Origin of the sequence: Microbacterium sp. UCD-TDU (assembly GCF_000340625.1) — a bacterium.
Taxonomy (GTDB): domain Bacteria; phylum Actinomycetota; class Actinomycetes; order Actinomycetales; family Microbacteriaceae; genus Microbacterium; species Microbacterium maritypicum.
In genome coordinates this window covers 433,360-452,235 of sequence record NZ_KB454447.1, presented here as the reverse complement: position 1 = coordinate 452,235, position 18,876 = coordinate 433,360, and the positions used below count along the sequence as shown (strand labels likewise).

Sequence of the window (18,876 nt, the reverse complement as noted above, 5' to 3'; positions counted from 1 at the left end):
GATTCTAAGGGATGAGTGCTGCGAGCTGACGCACGGCGTCCGCGTAGCCGTCGACACCGCGCCCGACGACGCGCACGGCGGCGACGTCGTCGAGGTACGAGTGGTGGCGGAACTGCTCACGCGCGTAGACATCGGAGATGTGCACCTCGGCGAACGGCAGAGACACTCCGGTGAGCGCGTCGCGGAGCACCACCGAGGTGTGGGTGAGTCCCCCGGGGTTGATCACGATGGCCGCACAGTCGTCCCGTGCGGCGTGGATCGCGTCGATCAGCACCCCCTCGTGATTGCTCTGCACGGCACGCACCTCGAAGCCGAACTCGGCCGCCGCCGCACCGGTGATCCGTTCCACGTCGGCGAGCGTCGCGGTGCCGTACACCTCGGGCTCGCGGGTGCCCAGGAGATTCAGATTCGGCCCGTTGACGAGGAGGATCCGCCGGCTCACTCCCCCACCTCCTGGTAGGCCGCGAACAGCAGCGACTCATCCGGAGCCTGCAGCACGGTGGGCTTGGCGATGTCGTCGAGAAGGATGAAGCGCAGCATCCCGCCGCGGCTCTTCTTGTCGCGCTGCATCGTGGCGAGCAGCTGCGGCCAGGCACCGGCACGGTACGAGGTGGGAAGACCCAAGGACTCGAGGACGGTGCGGTGGCGCTCGGCCGCGTCGTCGGACAACCGGCCGGCGAGGCGGGAGAGCTCTGCGGCGTACAGCATGCCGACCGAGATGGCGGCACCGTGACGCCAGCGGTACCTTTCGGCGTGCTCGATCGCGTGCCCGAGCGTATGGCCGTAGTTGAGGATCTCGCGAAGGCCGGCCTCGCGGAAGTCGTCGGACACGACCTTGGCCTTCATGTCGATCGCGAGCTCGATGGCGCGACGGAACTCATCGGTCGTCGGGTCCACAGCGCGAGCAGGGTCTGCTTCGATGATGTCGAGGATCTCCGGGGCCCAGATGAACCCGGCCTTCACGACCTCGGCGAAGCCCGCCGTCGCCTCGTTCGGGCTCAGGCTGGCGAGCTCGTCGAGGTCGCCGATCACCGCACGCGGCGCCCAGAACGCGCCGACGAGGTTCTTCCCCTCGGCCGTGTTCACCCCGGTCTTGCCTCCGACGGCGGCGTCGACGAGTCCGAGCACCGTGGTCGGCACCTGGATGAGCTGCACGCCGCGAAGCCAGGTGGCCGCGACGAAGCCGGCGAGGTCGGTGACAGAGCCGCCGCCGTACCCGATGACCGCGTCGCTGCGTGTGAAATCAGCCTGACCCATGACCTGCCAGCAGAACGCGGCGACTTCGATGCGCTTGCCCTGCTCCGCATCCGGGATCTCGGCGAGCAGCACATCGCGCGGCCCGTCGGAGGTGTCGGCGAGAAGACGATCGCGCAGTTCCGCGGCTCGCGCGGCGAGCGTCGGCGGGTGCACGACGAGGATCTTGCGCACCCCCGGCGCGACGGCGGCGGAGACCCGGTCGAGGATCCCCCGTCCGATCGTGATGTCGTAGGCGTCGTTTCCGGTGACGTTGATGGTCGTCGTGCTCATCGCTGCTCTCTCCTCCATGCCACGATCTCGTCCGCGATCTTCTGCATCGGACGACGTGAGGTGTCGAAGGTCGCCGATGACACCTCGGCGTACCACCCCCGACGCTCCTCGAAGACCTTCTTCCAGCGCTCCAGCGGATCCTCTCCCGCCAGCAGCGGGCGGTTGCTGCCCCGCAGCCGGTCGGCGACCGCATCGGGACTGACGGTCAGGAACACGACCGGATGCTCCGTGAGCAGCTCCCGCGTGGCCGCCTCCGTCACGGCACCACCGCCGAGGGAGATCACTCCGCCCTCGGACAGCGCCTCGGCGACGGCGGCGCGCTCGAGGTCGCGGAAGTGCGCCTCCCCGTGCTCCTCGAAGATGGCGGGGATGGACCCGTGCGCGGCGACGATGCGCTTGTCGGTGTCGATGAAGGCGACGCCGAGCCGACGCGCGACGCGTCTTCCGACGCTGGTCTTGCCGGCGGCCATCGGGCCCACCAGCACCAGCGTCAGCGGATCAGCCGCGCTCGTCATGCGCGATGAGCGCCGCCTCGGACGCGGGTGTCGTGCGTAGCTCGGCCGGGATGCCGGCCAGGTAGCCGTCGAGGTTGCGACGGGTCTCGCGGATGCTGTCGCCGCCGAACTTCTCCAGCACGGCGTTGGCCACCTCGACTGCGACCATCGCTTCGGCGACGACGCCGGCTGCCGGCACGGCGCACACGTCGGAGCGCTGATGGTGGGCCGTGGCGTCGTCTCCGGTGGCGACGTCGATCGTGCGCAGGGCATGCGGGACGGTGGCGATCGGCTTCATCCCGGCGCGCACACGCAGCACGGTGCCGGTCGACATGCCGCCCTCGGTCCCGCCGGCCCTGTCGGAGCCGCGGGTGATGCCGTCGGCGGTGGCGAAGAGCTCGTCGTGCGCCGCGGAACCGCGACGACGCGTGGTCTCGAAGCCGTCGCCGACCTCGACGCCCTTGATCGCCTGGATGCTCATGAGCGCTTGCGCGAGACGTGCATCGAGGCGGCGGTCCCAGTGCACGTGCGAGCCGAGCCCCGGGGGCAGCCCGTAGGCGAGTACCTCGACGATACCACCGAGCGTGTCGCCGTCCTTCTTCGCATCGTCGACCTCGGCGACCATCAGTGCGGAGGTGGCTGCGTCGAAGCAGCGCAACGGATCGGCGTCGAGCGCGTCCACGTCGTCCGGGGTGGGCAGCGGCGAGCCTTCGGGCACGCGTACCGGACCGATCGAGAGCGTGTGGCTGACGAGGCGGATGCCGAGTTCGCCGAGGAACGAGCGGGCGATCGCGCCGAGAGCCACGCGGGCCGCCGTCTCACGGGCGCTCGCACGCTCGAGGATCGGACGTGCCTCGTCGAAGTCGTACTTCTGCATGCCCACGAGGTCGGCGTGCCCCGGGCGCGGGCGCGTGAGAGGAGCGCTGCGTCCGCGGGACCTGTCGGTGAGCTCGACCGGCTCGGGGTTCATGACCTCGATCCACTTCGGCCACTCGGTGTTGCCGATGCGCAGGGCGATCGGGCTGCCGAGACTCTTGCCGTGGCGCACACCGCCGGAGATCGTCAGCTCGTCCTGCTCGAACTTCATCCGCGAGCCTCGGCCGTAGCCGAGCTTGCGGCGAGCGAGGTCGGCCTGGATGGCCTCGGAGGACACAGGGACGCCGGAGGGCAGACCCTCCATGACGGCGATGAGTTCTGGGCCGTGCGATTCGCCGGCCGTGAGCACGCGGAGCATTGCTCCAGTCTCCCACGGGTTCACACCCCCGCCGCGCCGCGTTTCGTCGTCGACGCCGATCGAGTCAGATGGCGGCGCGCATGGCCGCGATCACGGCGGCTTCATCCGGCAGTTCGGCGGTGGGGTCACCGTGCAGGAAGATGCGGATCTGACGCACCGCCTGGTGCAGCAGCATCCCGAGTCCGGAGATCGTGCTGCCGTCGGCCCATCGCGCTGCGAGGGCAGACGGCCACGGCGCGTAGGCGGCGTCGAAGAGCACCCCGCCCTGTGCAGCGAGGGCCGTCGCCGTCTCGGCGGGGAGCATGGTGCCGCTGGGCAGGGTCGCCAAGGTCAGCTCGACGGTCTCCGACGACGCGTCGAAGGATCGGACGTCGACGACCATGCCGAGCTTCTCCCCCAGCTCCGCCAGTGCCGCCGCGGGCGCGGGTCGCCGAGCCCGCACATCGGCGCGCGTCGCGCCGATCTCGGACGCGGCGACCAGCGCCGACGCCGCGGTGGCCCCGGCGCCGAGGATCCGCACGCGGTCGACGTCGGTGACCTGCGCTTCGGCGAGGGCGTCGACGATCCCGCCCACATCGGTGTTGAACCCGGCGGGGTGCTCCCCCATCAGCAGCGTGTTGACGGCACCGGTGAGCTCCGCGTGACGATCCCGCGTCGCCGCGGCACGGAATGCCTGTTCCTTCAGCGGCATCGTCAGCGAGAGACCGCGCCAGGTGTCGTCCAGCTGAGCGAACACCGGCGCGAAGTCGTCGGCCGACACCTGGCGTCGCCCGTACTCCCAGCCGAGTCCGAGCACGCGGTAGGCGGCGGCATGCAGATCCGGGGACTTGGAATGCGCGATCGGGTCGCCCCAGACCGCCAATCGAGAGCGCGTCACCGTCTCAGCAGCCGCCATCGGGGTTCGCCCGGCACCACTCGCGCCACTTCTCGATCCCCTGCTCGTGCTCGGCCAGGGTCTGAGTGAACAGCGTCTCCCCCGTGGCGAGGTTGATCGTGACGAAGTACAGCCACGGACCGTCTGCGGGCTGCATCGCCGCCTTGATGGCGGCATCGCTCGGGCTGGCGATCGGTGTCGCGGGAAGACCGGTGCGCACGTAGGTGTTCCAGTCGTTGTCGTCTTCGAGCGCTTCCTTGGAGCTGGACACGACGCCTTCGTGCAGGGAACCGTACCCGTACTGCGCGGTGGAATCCATCTGCAGCTTCATGTCGATGTCGAGACGGTTCTGGATGACCCGCGACACCTTCGGGAAGTCCTCGAGACGCCCCTCGCGCTGGATGATGGAGGCGATCGTCAGGATGCGTTCGGCGTCGGCGTCGGGCACACCGGCCGCACTCAGCGACTCGCGGGTGCGATCGACCATGCGCTGGATGACCTGGGGCGCGGTGACTCCCGGATCGAACTCGTAGACCGCGGGGAAGAGCCAGCCCTCCAGGCTCGGCGCGTCGACGCCATAGGCCATGGGATCCTGGACGGCCGCCTCGAAGTCGGCCAGCGGAAGCCCGAGAGTCTCCGCCATGTCGGGCAGCGACGACACGATCGTGCCACCCTCGGCGACCGAGACGGCGTTCGCCATCTTGTTGGCATCGTCCTTGAGAGCCGCGAGCGCAGCCTCCGCCGTCATCTTCTTCTGCAGCCGGTACACGCCCGGATAGAACGTGACCGCGAGGTTCTCGTCGACGATGTAGTCGTAGAAGACGTCTTCGGTCTTCGTCACACCGGCTTCGTAGAGCGCGGTGGACACCGGCCCACCCGTGTCGCCCTGCTTGATGGTGACGAGAGCCTCACCGTTCGCGAGCCCCGGCTCGTAGTCCTTCGACTCGCCCCACCCCAGGGCGTCGCTGATCTTGTCGCCGTAGGTGCTCCATGCCCAGGCGCCACCTGCGGCGATGCCACCGAAGACCGCGAGCACGATGATCAGTGCGATCAGGCATCCCTTGCGGCGCTTCTTCTTCTTCGGCTTCGCCTCGACGTGGTCGTCGTGCGGAGCGAAGAGATCGTCGAGTCCGCCGCCGATCACCGGTTCCGGGGCAGCGGTCGCGGGCGCCGGCATGGCTGCGGGCGCGACCTGCGGCATGGCGCGGGTCGGGGTGTCTGCGGCGTCGGCCGATGCGCGCACCGGGGTCGGAGAGGGACCGTCCGCGTCCGAGGCGACCGCGTCGTCGGCCGAGGCACGCACCGGAACGGGCGAAGGCTCAGCGGGTGTGCCGTCCGTTCCCCTGGCCGGTGTCGCGCTCCCCTCGCCGGCAGCGGCCTCACGAGCGGCGCGGCGCGACCCCGGCGCCGGGGCGCTGGTGTCGACGGTCGGGATCTGTCTCGTGGGATCGGGCAGATTCCCGAACAGGTCGCCCAGGCGGGAATCGGGGTCGTTCCGGGGGGTGGCGCTGTCGCGTTCAGACATCGTCAGGCGTGCTCCTCGTCGGGCGAGATGGTGGCACCGGCCGGGTTTCCGGTGCTCTTCTCCATGTCGATCGCCTGCTGCAGAAGCACCACGGCGGCGACCTGATCCACAATGCTACGAGAGTTCTTCTGAGATCTCCCCGAGCTACGCAGAGCGGCGTGGGCGCTCACGGTGCTGAGACGCTCGTCCACCAGCCGTACGGGAACACCGCTTCTCGCGTGAAGGGCAGCGGCGAACTCCCGCGCATCCATGGTCGATGCCGTGTCGGCACCCTGCATGTTCACGGGGAGGCCGACCACGAATTCCAGGGGGTCGTACTCCCCCGCGATCTGCACGAGGCGATCGATCGATAGGTCATCCCGCGGCACGGTCTCGACCGGGACGGCGAGCATCCCGTCAGGGTCGCAGCGCGCGACACCGACTCTCGCCCTGCCGACATCGATGCCGAGCCGCACACCGCGGCGGAAGCCGCTCACGCGCTGTGCATCTCCTGTGAGATGGCCTCGAGCGCCGCGGGAAGGGCCGCGGCATCCGCGCCACCACCCTGCGCGACGTCGTCGCGACCGCCGCCACCGCCACCGAGCACGCCTGCGGCGCGCTTCGCCAGCGCCCCTGCCTTCGCGCCCGCCGTGCGTGCCGCATCGTTGGTGGCCACGACCACGACCGGACGCCCGTTGACCACGGCACCCAATGCCACGACCGCAGCATCCGAACCCAGTCGATCGCGGACGCCGTTCACGAGGTCGCGCACATCATCCGCGGAGGCGACATCGCCGAGGTTCTGCGCCGCGAGGCGGAACGCTCCGACGCGCGTCGCCGCCTCGACGATGGAGGGAACCTGTCCGGCGCGCTCCTTCGCCTCGAACTGCGCGATGCGCTTCTCCGCCGCCTTCAGGCTCGCCGTGAGATCGGCGATGCGCTCGGGAAGCTGCTCACGCGGGGTCTTCAGCGAGCTGGTCAGCTGCGAGACGATCGCCCGCTCCGCCGCCAGCTCGCGGAAGGCATCAGCACCGACGAGCGCTTCGATGCGTCGGTTGGAGGCTCCGACGGAGGACTCTCCGACCAGGCTCACCAGACCGATCTCCGCGCTCGTGCTCACGTGCGTGCCGGCGCAGAGCTCTCGCGACCAAGGGCCGCCGATGTCGACCATGCGCACGACGTCGCCGTACTTCTCGCCGAACAGAGCCATTGCTCCGGCTTCCTTGGCCTCGTCGAGCGAGACGATGCGCGTGGTCACCTCGAGGGAGTCCTGCACCGCGCGGTTCGTGATCTCCTCGATCTCGCTGCGGGTGTCGGCCGAGAGGGCCTGCGACCAGGAGAAGTCGAAGCGCATGTAGCCGGCGCGGTTCAAAGAGCCCGCCTGCGTGGCGGTCGGACCGAGCGTGTCACGGAGTGCGGCGTGCACGAGGTGCGTGGCCGAGTGCGCCTGACGCGCGGCACGGCGGTTGGCGGCGTCCACGACCGTCGTGGCGATGTCGTCGACGGCGACGGTTCCGCGCGTGACCTCGACGGTGTGGCTGATCAGGCCGGGGACCGGCTTCTGCACATCGATCACCTCGAGCGCGTAACCGGGACCGACGATGGTGCCCTTGTCGGCCACCTGTCCACCGGACTCCGCGTACAGCGTCGTCTCGGCGAGCACGACCTCGGCGATCTGGCCCTCGGATGCGCTGCGCACCGGAGCACCGTCGACGAGGAGCCCGAGCACACGCGACTCGACCTCCAGCGCGGTGTAGCCGTCGAATTCGGTCTCGCCCAGGGCACGCAGCTCACGGTAGACCGACACGTCGGCGAGCTGCCGCTTGCGGTTGCGGGCGTCGTCCTTGGCACGCTGACGCTGTTCCTGCATGAGCGTGTCGAAAGCGGCACGGTCGACATCGAGGCCCGCTTCCTCTGCGACCTCGAGGGTGAGGTCGATCGGGAAGCCGTAGGTGTCGTGCAGCAGGAAGGCCTCGGGTCCGCTGAGCGTCTTCCCGCCGCTCTTCCTGGTCTCGTCGAGCGCGAGGTCGAGGATCGTCGAACCGGCGACGAGAGTGCGACGGAACGTCTCCTCCTCGGCGAAGGCGGACGACGACAGGACGGACCAGTCCTTCTCGAGCACCGGGTATGCCGACTTCATCGCGTCGCGCGAGGCGGCGAACAGCTCGGGGAACACGGGCTCGTCGACACCGAGCAGACGCATCGCCCTGACCGTGCGGCGCATCAGACGGCGCAGGATGTAGCCGCGACCTTCGTTGGAGGGGCGCACACCATCGGAGAGGAGCATGAGCGAGGAGCGCACATGGTCGGCGACCACGCGGAAGCGCACGTCGTCCTCGTGCTGGGCGCCGTAGGAGCGGCCGGACAGCTCGATCGCGCGGTCCAGCACCGGACGCACCTGGTCCGACTCGTACATGTTCTCGACGCCCTGCTTGATGAACGCGACGCGCTCGAGACCCATGCCGGTGTCGATGTTCTTCATCGGCAGCTCGCCGACGATGTCGAACTCCGTCTTGCCGCGGATGTTCTCGATGAAGTCCTGCATGAACACGAGGTTCCAGATCTCCAGGAACCTCGAGTCGTCGACGGCGGGACCGCCGTCCTTGCCATACGCGGGACCTCGGTCGAAGAAGATCTCCGAGTCGGGTCCGCCGGGCCCGGGCTGGCCGGTGTTCCAGTAGTTGTCGGCGCGTCCGAGGCGCTGGATGCGCTCGGGCTTCAAACCGATGATGTCGCGCCAGATCGCTTCGGCCTCGTCGTCGGTCTCGTAGACCGTGACCCAGAGGTCCTTCTCATCGAAGCCGAGGCCGCCGTCCGACTCGGAGCTGGTGAGCAGCTCCCAGGCGTACCGGATCGCGCCTTCCTTGAAGTAGTCGCCGAACGACCAGTTCCCCAGCATCTGGAAGAACGTGCCATGGCGCGCCGTGCGCCCCACCTCTTCGATGTCGTTGGTGCGGATGCACTTCTGCACGTCGGCGATGCGCGGGTGAGGCGCAGGCACGACGCCGGTGAGATACGGGATCATCGGCACCATGCCGGCCACCGTGAACAGCAGAGACGGGTCGTCGCTGACCAGGGAGGCAGAGGGGACGATGAGGTGGTCGTTCTTCTCGAAGAAGTCGAGGTAACGCTGCGCGATCTCCGCAGTTTTCATGGGGTGCCGGGTGTCCTTGCGTGAAGATGCTGCGCCGAAGCGCGGCGATGGTTCAGTTCTTGCCCGGCTCCGTGAGCCGTGCCTCCTGCTCGCGGTAGGCGTCGCCGATGATCGCGGTGAACCCGTTGATGCGGGCATCGACCTCGGCGAGGATGTCGTGGCCGCGGGGGTCCTTGTTCATGAAGTGCGCGGCGACGAAGCCACCGATCACACCGATCAGGAACCACTGCATGCTCTTCATGACGTCATCCTTGCCCTTGATCCGCGAAGGCGCGGTGTCACCATCGTATGCGGAAACGACAGGAGGCGTCGGGAATCCCGACGCCTCCTGTCTGATTGCTCTATCGCTGGATCAGCGAGCTGCGTAGTACTCGACGACGAGCTGCACTTCACAGGTCACGGGGACCTCGGCGCGCTTCGGACGACGAACCAGACGCGACTGGAGCTTGTCGAGCTCGACCTCGAGGTAGCCCGGAACGGGGGGCAGAACCTCGGCGTGACCGCCGGCTGCTGCCACCTGGAAGGGCTCGGTGCCCTCGCTCTTGGCCTTGACGTGGATGAGCTGACCCGGCTTCACGCGGAACGACGGGCGGTCGACGAGCTGTCCGTCGACCAGGATGTGACGGTGCACGACGAGCTGGCGAGCCTGCGCGGTGGTGCGGGCGAAGCCCGAACGCACGACGAGAGCGTCGAGACGCATCTCGAGCAGCTCGACCAGGTTCTCACCGGTCAGACCGTCCTGACGACGAGCCTCGTTGAAGGTGTTGCGCATCTGCTTCTCGCGGATGCCGTACTGCTCGCGAAGACGCTGCTTCTCACGCAGACGGACGGCGTAGTCGCTGTCTGCCTTGCGCTTGGTGCGGCCGTGCTCGCCCGGAGCGTAGGGACGCTTCTCGAGGTAGCGGGCGGCCTTCGGGGTGAGAGCGACGCCGAGGGCGCGGCTGAGACGCACCTTGCGGCGGTCCTGGGACTTCGTGGTCACGAAGTGTTCCTTCCGATGACGTGGTCGCGTCTTTCACGACTCACGGACGTATCGTCCGCGTTCTGCCTTGGAGCGCACGCCGGGGCGCCAGCAAGGTGGGGTGTGAACGAGGAGATGCCCGAAAACTCGGTTTCGAGCCGCTCAAGTCTAACAGATCGCCCTCATCCGCCGGATCGGCGCGATCAGCGGTCGCCGAGGATGCGGCGGATGCGCTCGAGACGGGCGCCGATGTCGCGCTCGGCCCCGAGATTCTTCGGCTCGTAGTAGTGCCGCCCGTCGAGTTCGTCCGGCAGATACTGCTGCGGCACGATCCCGAACTCGCTGTCGTGCGAGTAGACGTATCCCCGACCGTGCCCGAGGCGCTTGGCCCCCGGGTAGTGCGCATCCCGCAGGTGCAGCGGCACCCGACCGAAACCGCCGGCACGGATGTCGGCGATGGCCGCGTCGATGCCCACGTAGGCCGCATTCGACTTGGCGGTGGTCGCCAGGTAGACCGTTGCCTCAGCGAGAGGGATGCGTCCCTCCGGCATGCCGATGAACGCCACGGCGTCGGCGGCGGCGACCGCGATCGCGAGTGCCTGCGGGTCGGCGAGGCCGACGTCTTCGGACGCGGAGATCACCAGACGCCGTGCGATGAAGCGTGGGTCCTCCCCCGCCTCGATCATGCGGGCGAGATAGTGCAGCGCGGCATCGGGGTCGGACCCCCTGATCGACTTGATGAACGCGCTGATGACGTCGTAGTGCTCGTCGCCTTGTCGGTCGTAGCGCAGCAGCGCCTTGTCGACAGCCTGCGAGATGTCGTCGGCGGACACCTCTGGCACACCCTGAATCTCGTCCGCGTCGTCGGCGTCCGCCTCCGCGGCCGTCGCGTGGGACAGCGCGACCGCGGCGCCTGCCTCCAGCCCCGTGAGGGCACGACGGGCATCGCCCGAAGCGAGCCGGACGAGGGCTGACCGGGCCTCGTCGCTGAGGGCGACTGCTCCGTTGAGGCCGCGGGCGTCGGTCACCGCCCTGTCGACGAGCAGACCGATGTCGTCGTCGGTGAGGGGTTGCAGCGTCAGCAGCAGCGAACGCGAGAGCAGCGGCGAGATCACCGAGAACGACGGGTTCTCGGTGGTCGCGGCGATCAGGATCACCCAGCCGTTCTCGACACCGGGAAGGAGCGCGTCCTGCTGCGCCTTCGTGAACCGATGGATCTCATCGAGGAAGAGGATCGTCGTCTGCCCGTAGAGGTCGCGCTGCGTCACGGCCTCCTGCATGACCTCGCGCACGTCCTTCACCCCGGCGGTGATCGCGGAGAGCTCGACGAAGCGACGACCCGACGAGCGGGCGATGGCCTGCGCGAGCGTCGTCTTCCCTGTGCCCGGCGGGCCCCACAGGATGATCGACACGGCCCCGGGCGCGGTCGCCTCGGGATCGGCGAGGGCGACGATCGGAGAGCCGGCGCGCAGCAGATGACGCTGCCCGGCGACCTCGGCGAGGGAAACAGGGCGCATGCGCACGGCGAGGGGCGTCTGCCCGGAGAGCAGCGCGGCAGGGGACGTCATCATCCCAGGCTAACGGCGGTCTCCGACACTTCGGCGAACCTGTGCCCTCCCGGTAGGCTCTCAGGCGACGCCGTGGAGCGGCGTCCGGATGGGAGACCAGGGCATGGCCGCACGCGGTTCGAAGAACGCACAGTCGCGCACGTCGGCGGAGCGCGCACGACTGCACGCCGCGCGCACCCAGTGGCACGAGGGGCAGATCCGCCGTCGTGTGCGCGACAACACGATCGCCGCCGTCGTCGGCGGTCTCATCGTGGTCGCGGCGATCGGCAGCCAGGTCGTGCACGCCCAGGTCACGGCCCCGGAACCGGAACCCACCCCCACGCCCTCGGTCGAACCATCCACCGCTCCGACCGAGGCGCCGACGGAGACCCCCGAACCCGTCCCCTCGGACGCGCCAGCCGAGTGATCGGCAGCTCCCTCCACCGCTGCGCTCGTCGTCCTCCCCGGCTCACGGATCGATCACGGCGAGGCGATAGCCCCGCTTGACGACCGTCTGGACGAGGTCTATCGAGCCCAGCGCCTCACGCAGTCGGGCCACGGCGGCCTCCACCGCATGACCGCTGCGTTCGCCGCCGGGGAGCATCCTCGCCAACTCCGCCCTCGACAGCACCCGACCACGGGCGAGGAAGAGAGCATCGATCACTCCGGCAGCTCCACGGGGCAGGGGGATGAAGCGCCCGTCGAGCAGCACACCACCGCTGCGCACGTCGAGACGCCCGACCTCGGTGAGAAGCGATCGTGCACCGCTTCGATAGTGCGACAGGACGCAGCCCGTCAGTCCTCCGGGCGCCGACGGCGCGACGTATCGCACGGGCAGGCGGGCAGCCCGAAGCCGACCCACCTCCTCCTCGTCCATCGCGATCAGGAGCAACCGCCCCGCTTCGGCTCTTCGGCGATTCGCGTCCAGGGTCCCTGTGCTCACCGCCGCCCCGACCCATGAGGCGGCGGACGCGGTGAAGAGCACCGCGTCGGCACCGCCGAAGCCCGCGCGATGCACGGCACGGCGAAGCACAGCCGGAGACGGAGCCGCTGCACGACGCCCTGGCACCCGCGTCACATCCGCTCCCGCCGTGCGGAGTGCACGATCGAGGTCGTCGATGCCGGCCGCACGACTCGCGACGAGTGAGGCGCCCGCGGCCCTGGTGTCGACCGAGACGATGATCCTGCATCCTGCGAGGACCGGGCGCGCCCCCGAACGCCCGGCCCTCATGCGGGGCTGTCCGCACGGCGCGGGGAACAGCGATGCCGCGCACCGTCGCGTTGTCGCTCGCCCCATGCGATCGCCCCGGTCGCGCCTCGGCCCCGGTGCGGCTCGTCGGATCCCCTCCGTGCAGCCGAAGCGTGCTCTTCCGTCAGCGGCAGAGGCTCCTCGGAGATCCGCATTCCGCTGTCGAGGAGGGGCGTGCGGCATTCGAGCCCCGCAGCGCTCAGCCGGTCCCGGAGCACGGGGAGCTGGCTCCGACCCACTCCCTGCAACTCGATCCGGGAGCGGATGATCCGCGGGTGCAGGCCGAGATCCTGCGCGATGCGCCCGATGCCGATGAGCTGCTCGGGCGTGAGGGCTCCTCCTGACACCGGCGAGACCACGGCACGGGTCGTGTCGGCTCGGACGTGCTCCTCCGGCTGCTCGCCCTCTCCCTGCCGGTGAGGCGTGTGCTGCGGGACCGGCTCTCCGGCGAGCGAAGTGAGGGCGCGAGCCACGGCCAGTGTGCACCGCTCGCACCCCGGCTCCCGGCCGAATCGCGCGCCGACGCCGCTGAACGTGAGCAGCCCCTCCCCTCGGAGCGCCGTGAGAAGCGCTCGCTGTGACATGCCGATGTGGACGCAGACCGGGGCGTCGTCTTCGTGCGTCGCCCGGCAGAGCTCGGCCGCCAGCTGCCCCCGTGGTCCGACACCGACGAGCCGGCGAAGCGAGGCATGACCGCTCGTGTCGCCCACCAGAACCGCGCCGAGGAGCGTGCGCGCGTCGTCCGTGAGAACGACCTTGCGGTACACGCCTGCGCCACGACGACGCTCGGTGACGACCTCGATCCGGTCTGCGGTGCAGGGCTGCGACTCCCCGAAGCTCACGACGTCGATTCCGGCGACGGTGTGGTGCACGCCGTCCACGTGCCCGACGAAGCGTTCCGCTCCCCCGCACAGCTGCGACGCCGCCGCTTCCGCCATGGCGCGCGCTGCTGGTGCCGCATCGATGCCGCGCCCGTCGAAGTTCGCGACCTCTCCGATCGCGAGGATGCGCGGATCGGACGTGGCGCAAGTGTCGTCGACGATCACGCCGCCGAGCGGGTGCACGTCGAGCCCGGCGTTGCGCGCGAGTTCGTCCCGTGCCCGCACGCCGACGGTGAAGACCACGACATCGGCGCGTTGGAAGGAGCCGTCCTGGAACTCCAGCGCCGTGACCGCACCCGAGTCGTCGGCGTCGAGTCGGGTCGTCCTGGTTCGGGTCCGCACAGCGATGCCGCGCGCTTCGAGGCCCTCCTGCAGCACCGCGGCGCCGTCCGTGTCCAACAGCGCCGGCAGCAGGCGGTCCGCATACTGCACGAGAGTCGTGCCCACACCCGCCTCGTCGAGCGCGAGGGCGGTCTCGACGCCGTGCAGTCCCCCTCCGATCACGACGCCGCGCAGCGGACGACCGAGGCTGCGGGATCGGGCGTCGACGAACTCCCGCACCGATTCCGCATCCTCGATCGTGCGCAGGACGAAGCACCCGGGAAGACGACCTCCCGACACGACCGGACGCGCTGCGAAAGACCCCGTCGCCAGCACCAGCACGTCGTACGGGTACGTGCGTCGTGCGCGCGTACGGGCCGCGCGTGCCGACCTGTCGATGTGCAGCACACGATCATCACGGACAAGGCGCACGCGGTCGTCGCGGAAGACGGAGCGATCGAGCCGAAGCTCCGCGGCATCGCGCCCGGAGAGGACTCCGACCAGGGCGGACCTGTCGTACGGACCGTGGGTTTCATCGCCGATCACGGTGACCCGCACAGCCGCACCGGGGTCGCGGAGCAGACTCTCGACGAAGCGGTGCGCCGCCATCCCCGCTCCGACGACCAGGATGTCGCTCGGCGGCGATGTGGTGTCCTTCATGCTGCTCCTGTCGACCGGAAGGCTGTCGTCCTGGCGACGATAGGAGGATCGTGTTACCTGCAGATGACGAGGAGTGCTCCCCGGATCGAACGTTCTCGTCACGAAACGGTAACGGTCACGCGAGAAGTCGGGGCCTCACCCGCGGTGCTCCGGCGTACTAGGCTGAGCCTCGTCCTTTCCGCCTCCCGCGGCCCGACCGCGCAAGGAGAATCACGTGTCTGCCAACGAGCCCACGAAGCCGACTCCCCCCGTCCCCGGACCCCCCGCCGTGCCGATGCCGATGCCGCGAAAGGCGCCGTCACCGGCCGCCGTCGCGCCCGTCGCATCGGTGCCGGCCGCATCCTCGACCTCCGCCGAATGGGGTCGTGTGTCCGAAGACGGCACCGTCGAGGTCAAGGAGGGCGATGCCTGGCGCGTCGTCGGCCAGTACCCCGACGGCACTCCCGACGAGGCCCTCGCCTACTTCGTCCGCAAGTTCGACGACATCGCCTTCAAGGTGCAGACGCTCGAGCAGCGCCACCAGGCAGGCGGAGCTTCTGCTGGCGACCTGGCCAAGCAGGCTGCGCACCTGATCGAGGAGGCGACCGACGCCGCCGCCGTCGGCGATCTCGCAGGACTGCGCGATCGGCTCAACGCGCTCACCTCGTCGTTGTCGGAAGCGACCGAGCAGGAGGCGCAGCAGGCCAAGGAACTCGTCGACAAGGCGATAGCCGAACGCACGATCCTCGTCGAGCGCGCCGAGGAGATCGCCGCCCGCGACCTCAGCAAGGTGCAGTGGAAGCAGGTCACCGCCGAGCTCGGCGAGCTGTTCGACGCTTGGCAGGCGCAGCAGCAGAACGGACCGCGCCTGTCGAAGGGGATCTCCCAGCAGCTCTGGAAGCGGTTCCGCGACGCCCGTGCGATCGTCGACAAGCAGCGCCGTGCGTTCTACTCCGAGCTCGACGATGCGCACAAGGCAGCGCGCGACGCGAAGACCCGTCTGGTCGAACGCGCCGAGGCACTCGCCCCCCGTGGCACGGACGGCATCCCCGCGTATCGCAACCTCCTCGACGAGTGGAAGGCATCCGGGCGCGCCGGACGCAAGGCCGACGATGCCCTCTGGGCGCGCTTCAAGGCCGCCGGCGACGCGCTCTACGCCGCGCGTGCCGAGCAGGCCGCTGCGGAGGAGGCGGACTCCGCTCCGAAGATCGAGGCTCGCGAAGCTCTCCTCGAAGAGGCGAAGGCCGTCGCGGATGAGTCGAACATCAAGCGCGCCCGTGCACTTCTCACGCGCATCCAGCGGCAGTGGGACGAGATCGGCCGCGTCTTCCCCCGGGAGAAGGAGCGTGCACTCGATGACAAGCTCCGCGCGATCGAACAGGCTCTGAAGGGCCGCGAAGACGTGGACTGGAAGAAGAACAACCCCGAGACCAAGGCACGCGCGAACGACATGAGTTCGCAGCTGCTCGAGGCGATCGAGAAGCTCGAGGCCGAGGTCGCCGCGGCGGAGAAGGCGGGCGACAAGAAGGCCGCCAAGGCCGCCTCCGACGCACTCGAAGCGCGACGCGCCTGGCTGAGCGCCCTCGGCAGCTGATCCGTTCTCCACAGCTCACCCGCGAGCTCTGAGGAGGCGGGGTGCACTGCGCCAGACTGGCGTGATGCACCCCGCCTTTCTCTATGTCCCCGGTGAGCGGTTGAGCCAGTCGGAGCTGAGCGCCGCGCGGATCGACGGTCATGTGGTCGAGGTGGGCGACGCCTACGTCCCCGCTGACCTCATCGAGGGGCCCGATGTCAGAGCCAGCGCGATCGCCACTCTGGTGCGGCCGGGAACCGCAGCCTCGGGTCCGACCGCCGCCTGGATACACGGCGCCGGTGACGCCCCGCCCGCCGTGCATCACATCAGGCGCTGCGTCGAGAGGCGCATCAGAGCCGTCACCAGTTCACGACTCGTCTTCCACGACACGGTGGTGCCGTCGTCCGACCTTCAGCGGATCGGCGGAGTCCTGGTCTCGACGCCGATGCGGACGATGCTCGACCTCGCCACGACGCTGCACCGCGACCCCCGAGTGCTCACGTGGATGGACCGACTCGCCATCGTGTTCCCCGAGGCGCCCGAGGCCGCGGGAGACGCGTTGCGCGACATGAGCCGTGTTCCCGGCAGTCGCGTCGGAATGGCCGTGCTGGAGCGACTCTCGCTCAAGAAGAGGTGACGCGGTACACGTCGTAGACGGCATCGATCCGGCGCACCGCGTTGAGCACACGGTCCAGGTGAACGGCGTCACCCATCTCGAACACGAAGCGACTCAACGCCAGGCGCTCATCGGTGGTCGTGACCGTCGCCGAGAGGATGTTGACGTGGTGCTCGCTCAGAACGCGGGTGACGTCCGAGAGGAGCCCGGAGCGGTCGAGGGCCTCGACCTGGATCTGCACGCGGAACACGCTCTTGGTGGTCGGCGCCCAGGACACCTCGACGAACCGGTCCTGCTCGCTGCCGAGGGCCTTGACGTTCACACAGTCGGCACGATGCACCGAGACGCCGCTGCCACGGGTCACGAAACCGACGATCTGATCCCCGGGAACGGGTGTGCAGCACTTGGCCAGCTTCACCAGGATGTCGTTGGCTCCACGAACAAGCACACCGGAGTCCCCGGATCGTGGCTCGCGGCTCGGAGCGCTGCCAGGCAGATCGATGGCACCCGTCGTGGGGTCGCTCGCCGCCACGAGAGCGGTGACCTTCTCCAGCACCGACTGGGTGGAGACGTGACCCTCACCGACGGCGGCGTAGAGTGCGGACACGTCCTCGTAGTGCATGCCCCGCGCCACTTCCGTGAACGAGTCATGACTCATCAGACGCTGCAGCGGCAGATTCTGTCGACGCATCGCACGAGCGATGGCCTCCTTGCCCTGCTCGATCGCCTCCTCGCGGCGCTCCTTCGTGAACCATCCGCGGATCTTGTTGCGGGCGCGGGTGCTCGCGACGAAACCGAGCCAGTCCTGACTGGGACCTGCGTCAGGGTTCTTCGAGGTGAACACCTCGACGACGTCGCCGCTCTTGAGCTCGGACTCCAGCGGCACCAGACGACCGTTGACCTTCGCACCCATCGTGCGGTGGCCGATCTCGGTGTGCACCGCGTACGCGAAGTCCACCGGTGTCGCACCCGACGGGAGTCCGATCACGCGGCCCTTCGGGGTGAAGACGTAGACCTCCTTCGCCCCGATCTCGAACCGGAGCGACTCCAGGAACTCACCCGGGTCGGCGGTCTCCGCCTGCCAGTCGGAGATGTGCGCGAGCCACGCCATGTCGGTGTCGGAGGCGCGCACCTCGGTCTTGCCGCCGCCGTTCATCCGCTCCTTGTACATCCAGTGCGCCGCGACACCGTACTCGGCCTGCTGGTGCATCTCGTGCGTGCGGATCTGGATCTCGACCGTGCGGCCGGCGGGACCGATCACGGTGGTGTGCAGCGACTGGTAGAGGTTGAACTTGGGCGTCGCGATGTAGTCCTTGAACCGGCCGGGCAGCGGAGTCCAGCGCGCGTGGATCGCACCGAGCACGGCGTAGCAGTCGCGCACCGAGGCGACGAGTACCCGGATGCCGATCAGGTCGTAGATGTCGTCGAACTCGCGACCGCGGATGACCATCTTCTGGTACACCGAGTAGAGCTGCTTCGGTCGACCGACCACCTTGCCGCGGATGCGGAGATCGCGCAGATCCTCGTCGATCTCCTCGACGACCTGGGTCAGGTACTTCTCGCGCTGCGGGGTGCGCTGGGCGATGAGGCTGTGGATCTCGTTGTAGATCTTCGGGTGCAGCACCGCGAAGGAGAGATCCTCGAGCTCCGACTTGATCGCCTGGATACCGAGGCGATTGGCCAGCGGCGCGTAGATCTCCAGCGTCTCCTTGGCCTTCTTCGCCGCCTTCTCGGGCGGGACGAAACCCCAGGTGCGCGCATTGTGGAGACGGTCGGCGAGCTTGATCAACAGCACCCGGATGTCTTTCGACATCGCGACGATCATCTTGCGGACGGTCTCGGCCTGAGCGCTCTCGCCGTACTTGACCTTGTCGAGTTTGGTGACGCCGTCGACGAGCATCGCGACCTCGTCGCCGAACTCGGCGGTGAGGTCGGTCAGCGCATACCCCGTGTCCTCGACCGTGTCGTGCAGCAGTGCGGCCGCGATCGCCCGCGGTCCGAGGCCGAGCTCCGCGAGGATCTGCGCGACCGCGAGCGGGTGCGTGATGTACGGCTCGCCGCTCTGGCGCTTCTGGCCCTCGTGCTTCTCCTTGGCGACCGCGTAGGCCCTCTCGATGACCGAGAAGTCACCCTTGGGGTGATTCGCGCGCACCGTGCGGATCAGGTTGTCGAGGTCGTTGATCCTGGACGCGCGGGAGAAGATGCGGGGAACCAGCCGTCGCAGACTCGAGCCCTGCGATGACGTCTGCGGTTCCGCCATCAACTCACCTCCCGATCAGTTCATCCTACGCGTGCTGGGCGG

General features: G+C 69.0%; 17 protein-coding genes. 3 read left to right on the top strand and 14 right to left on the bottom strand.

What is annotated here, in order from left to right; all coding sequences use genetic code 11:
- Nucleotides 1–4 precede the first annotated feature (4 nt).
- The 11 genes from D514_RS32485 to D514_RS32435 form a co-directional block, all read right to left on the bottom strand.
- A complete protein-coding gene (locus tag D514_RS32485) occupies nucleotides 5–442 on the bottom strand; it encodes a type II 3-dehydroquinate dehydratase (RefSeq protein WP_017830555.1) in 438 nt (145 codons plus the stop codon).
- Entirely contained in the window at nucleotides 439–1,527 is a 1,089-nt protein-coding gene (gene aroB / locus D514_RS32480; protein WP_017830554.1) for a 3-dehydroquinate synthase, read from the bottom strand. The genes D514_RS32485 and aroB overlap by 4 nt, the downstream gene beginning before the upstream one ends.
- Nucleotides 1,524–2,042 carry a shikimate kinase gene (locus D514_RS32475; protein WP_017830553.1) on the bottom strand — a complete coding sequence of 173 codons (519 nt, stop codon included), beginning with the start codon at nucleotides 2,040–2,042 and terminating at the stop codon, nucleotides 1,524–1,526. Before D514_RS32475 ends, aroB begins: the two co-directional genes overlap by 4 nt.
- The gene (gene aroC / locus D514_RS32470; RefSeq protein ID WP_017830552.1) at nucleotides 2,026–3,255 is read right to left on the bottom strand and encodes a chorismate synthase; all 1,230 of its coding nucleotides are present in this window, start codon (nucleotides 3,253–3,255) and stop codon (nucleotides 2,026–2,028) included. Before aroC ends, D514_RS32475 begins: the two co-directional genes overlap by 17 nt.
- Before the next feature lie 64 nt (nucleotides 3,256–3,319).
- Complete coding sequence (locus tag D514_RS32465) at nucleotides 3,320–4,150, bottom strand: shikimate dehydrogenase (RefSeq protein ID WP_017830551.1); 831 nt, start codon at nucleotides 4,148–4,150, stop codon at nucleotides 3,320–3,322.
- The gene (mltG, locus tag D514_RS32460) at nucleotides 4,137–5,654 is read right to left on the bottom strand and encodes an endolytic transglycosylase MltG (protein ID WP_017830550.1); all 1,518 of its coding nucleotides are present in this window, start codon (nucleotides 5,652–5,654) and stop codon (nucleotides 4,137–4,139) included. Before mltG ends, D514_RS32465 begins: the two co-directional genes overlap by 14 nt.
- Nucleotides 5,655–5,656: 2 nt before the next feature.
- Complete coding sequence (ruvX, locus tag D514_RS32455) at nucleotides 5,657–6,130, bottom strand: Holliday junction resolvase RuvX (protein WP_017830549.1); 474 nt, start codon at nucleotides 6,128–6,130, stop codon at nucleotides 5,657–5,659.
- Nucleotides 6,127–8,787, bottom strand: coding sequence for an alanine--tRNA ligase (gene alaS / locus D514_RS32450; RefSeq protein ID WP_017830548.1), 2,661 nt, complete (start codon nucleotides 8,785–8,787; stop codon nucleotides 6,127–6,129). Before alaS ends, ruvX begins: the two co-directional genes overlap by 4 nt.
- A gap of 52 nt (nucleotides 8,788–8,839) precedes the next feature.
- On the bottom strand, nucleotides 8,840–9,028 hold the full coding sequence (locus tag D514_RS32445) for a hypothetical protein (RefSeq protein ID WP_017830547.1): 189 nt from the start codon (nucleotides 9,026–9,028) through the stop codon (nucleotides 8,840–8,842).
- A gap of 111 nt (nucleotides 9,029–9,139) precedes the next feature.
- A complete protein-coding gene (rpsD, locus tag D514_RS32440) occupies nucleotides 9,140–9,769 on the bottom strand; it encodes a 30S ribosomal protein S4 (RefSeq protein ID WP_017830546.1) in 630 nt (209 codons plus the stop codon).
- 182 nt (nucleotides 9,770–9,951) lie between these two features.
- The gene (locus D514_RS32435; protein ID WP_081603940.1) at nucleotides 9,952–11,316 is read right to left on the bottom strand and encodes a replication-associated recombination protein A; all 1,365 of its coding nucleotides are present in this window, start codon (nucleotides 11,314–11,316) and stop codon (nucleotides 9,952–9,954) included.
- A 103-nt stretch (nucleotides 11,317–11,419) separates the two neighbouring features.
- Between D514_RS32435 and D514_RS32430 the strand changes: the two genes are divergently transcribed.
- On the top strand, nucleotides 11,420–11,722 hold the full coding sequence (locus D514_RS32430) for a hypothetical protein (RefSeq protein WP_036323661.1): 303 nt from the start codon (nucleotides 11,420–11,422) through the stop codon (nucleotides 11,720–11,722).
- Between the two features lie 42 nt (nucleotides 11,723–11,764).
- On the opposite strand, the gene D514_RS32425 is transcribed toward D514_RS32430, so the two are convergent.
- Together D514_RS32425 and D514_RS0119560 are read right to left on the bottom strand one after the other, a co-directional pair.
- Nucleotides 11,765–12,526, bottom strand: coding sequence for a winged helix-turn-helix domain-containing protein (locus D514_RS32425; RefSeq protein ID WP_017830543.1), 762 nt, complete (start codon nucleotides 12,524–12,526; stop codon nucleotides 11,765–11,767).
- Nucleotides 12,523–14,406, bottom strand: a complete 1,884-nt coding sequence (locus D514_RS0119560; protein WP_051056602.1) for an FAD-dependent oxidoreductase — start codon at nucleotides 14,404–14,406, stop codon at nucleotides 12,523–12,525. The genes D514_RS32425 and D514_RS0119560 overlap by 4 nt, the downstream gene beginning before the upstream one ends.
- 214 nt (nucleotides 14,407–14,620) lie before the next feature.
- Between D514_RS0119560 and D514_RS32420 the strand changes: the two genes are divergently transcribed.
- Nucleotides 14,621–15,979 carry a DUF349 domain-containing protein gene (locus D514_RS32420; RefSeq protein ID WP_017830542.1) on the top strand — a complete coding sequence of 453 codons (1,359 nt, stop codon included), beginning with the start codon at nucleotides 14,621–14,623 and terminating at the stop codon, nucleotides 15,977–15,979.
- Between the two features lie 64 nt (nucleotides 15,980–16,043).
- Complete coding sequence (locus tag D514_RS0119555) at nucleotides 16,044–16,595, top strand: type IV toxin-antitoxin system AbiEi family antitoxin (RefSeq protein WP_017830541.1); 552 nt, start codon at nucleotides 16,044–16,046, stop codon at nucleotides 16,593–16,595.
- On the opposite strand, the gene D514_RS32415 is transcribed toward D514_RS0119555, so the two are convergent.
- Nucleotides 16,582–18,834: a bifunctional (p)ppGpp synthetase/guanosine-3',5'-bis(diphosphate) 3'-pyrophosphohydrolase gene (locus D514_RS32415; protein WP_017830540.1), complete on the bottom strand. Its 2,253-nt coding sequence runs from the start codon at nucleotides 18,832–18,834 to the stop codon at nucleotides 16,582–16,584. The genes D514_RS0119555 and D514_RS32415 overlap by 14 nt on opposite strands.
- Nucleotides 18,835–18,876 lie beyond the last annotated feature (42 nt).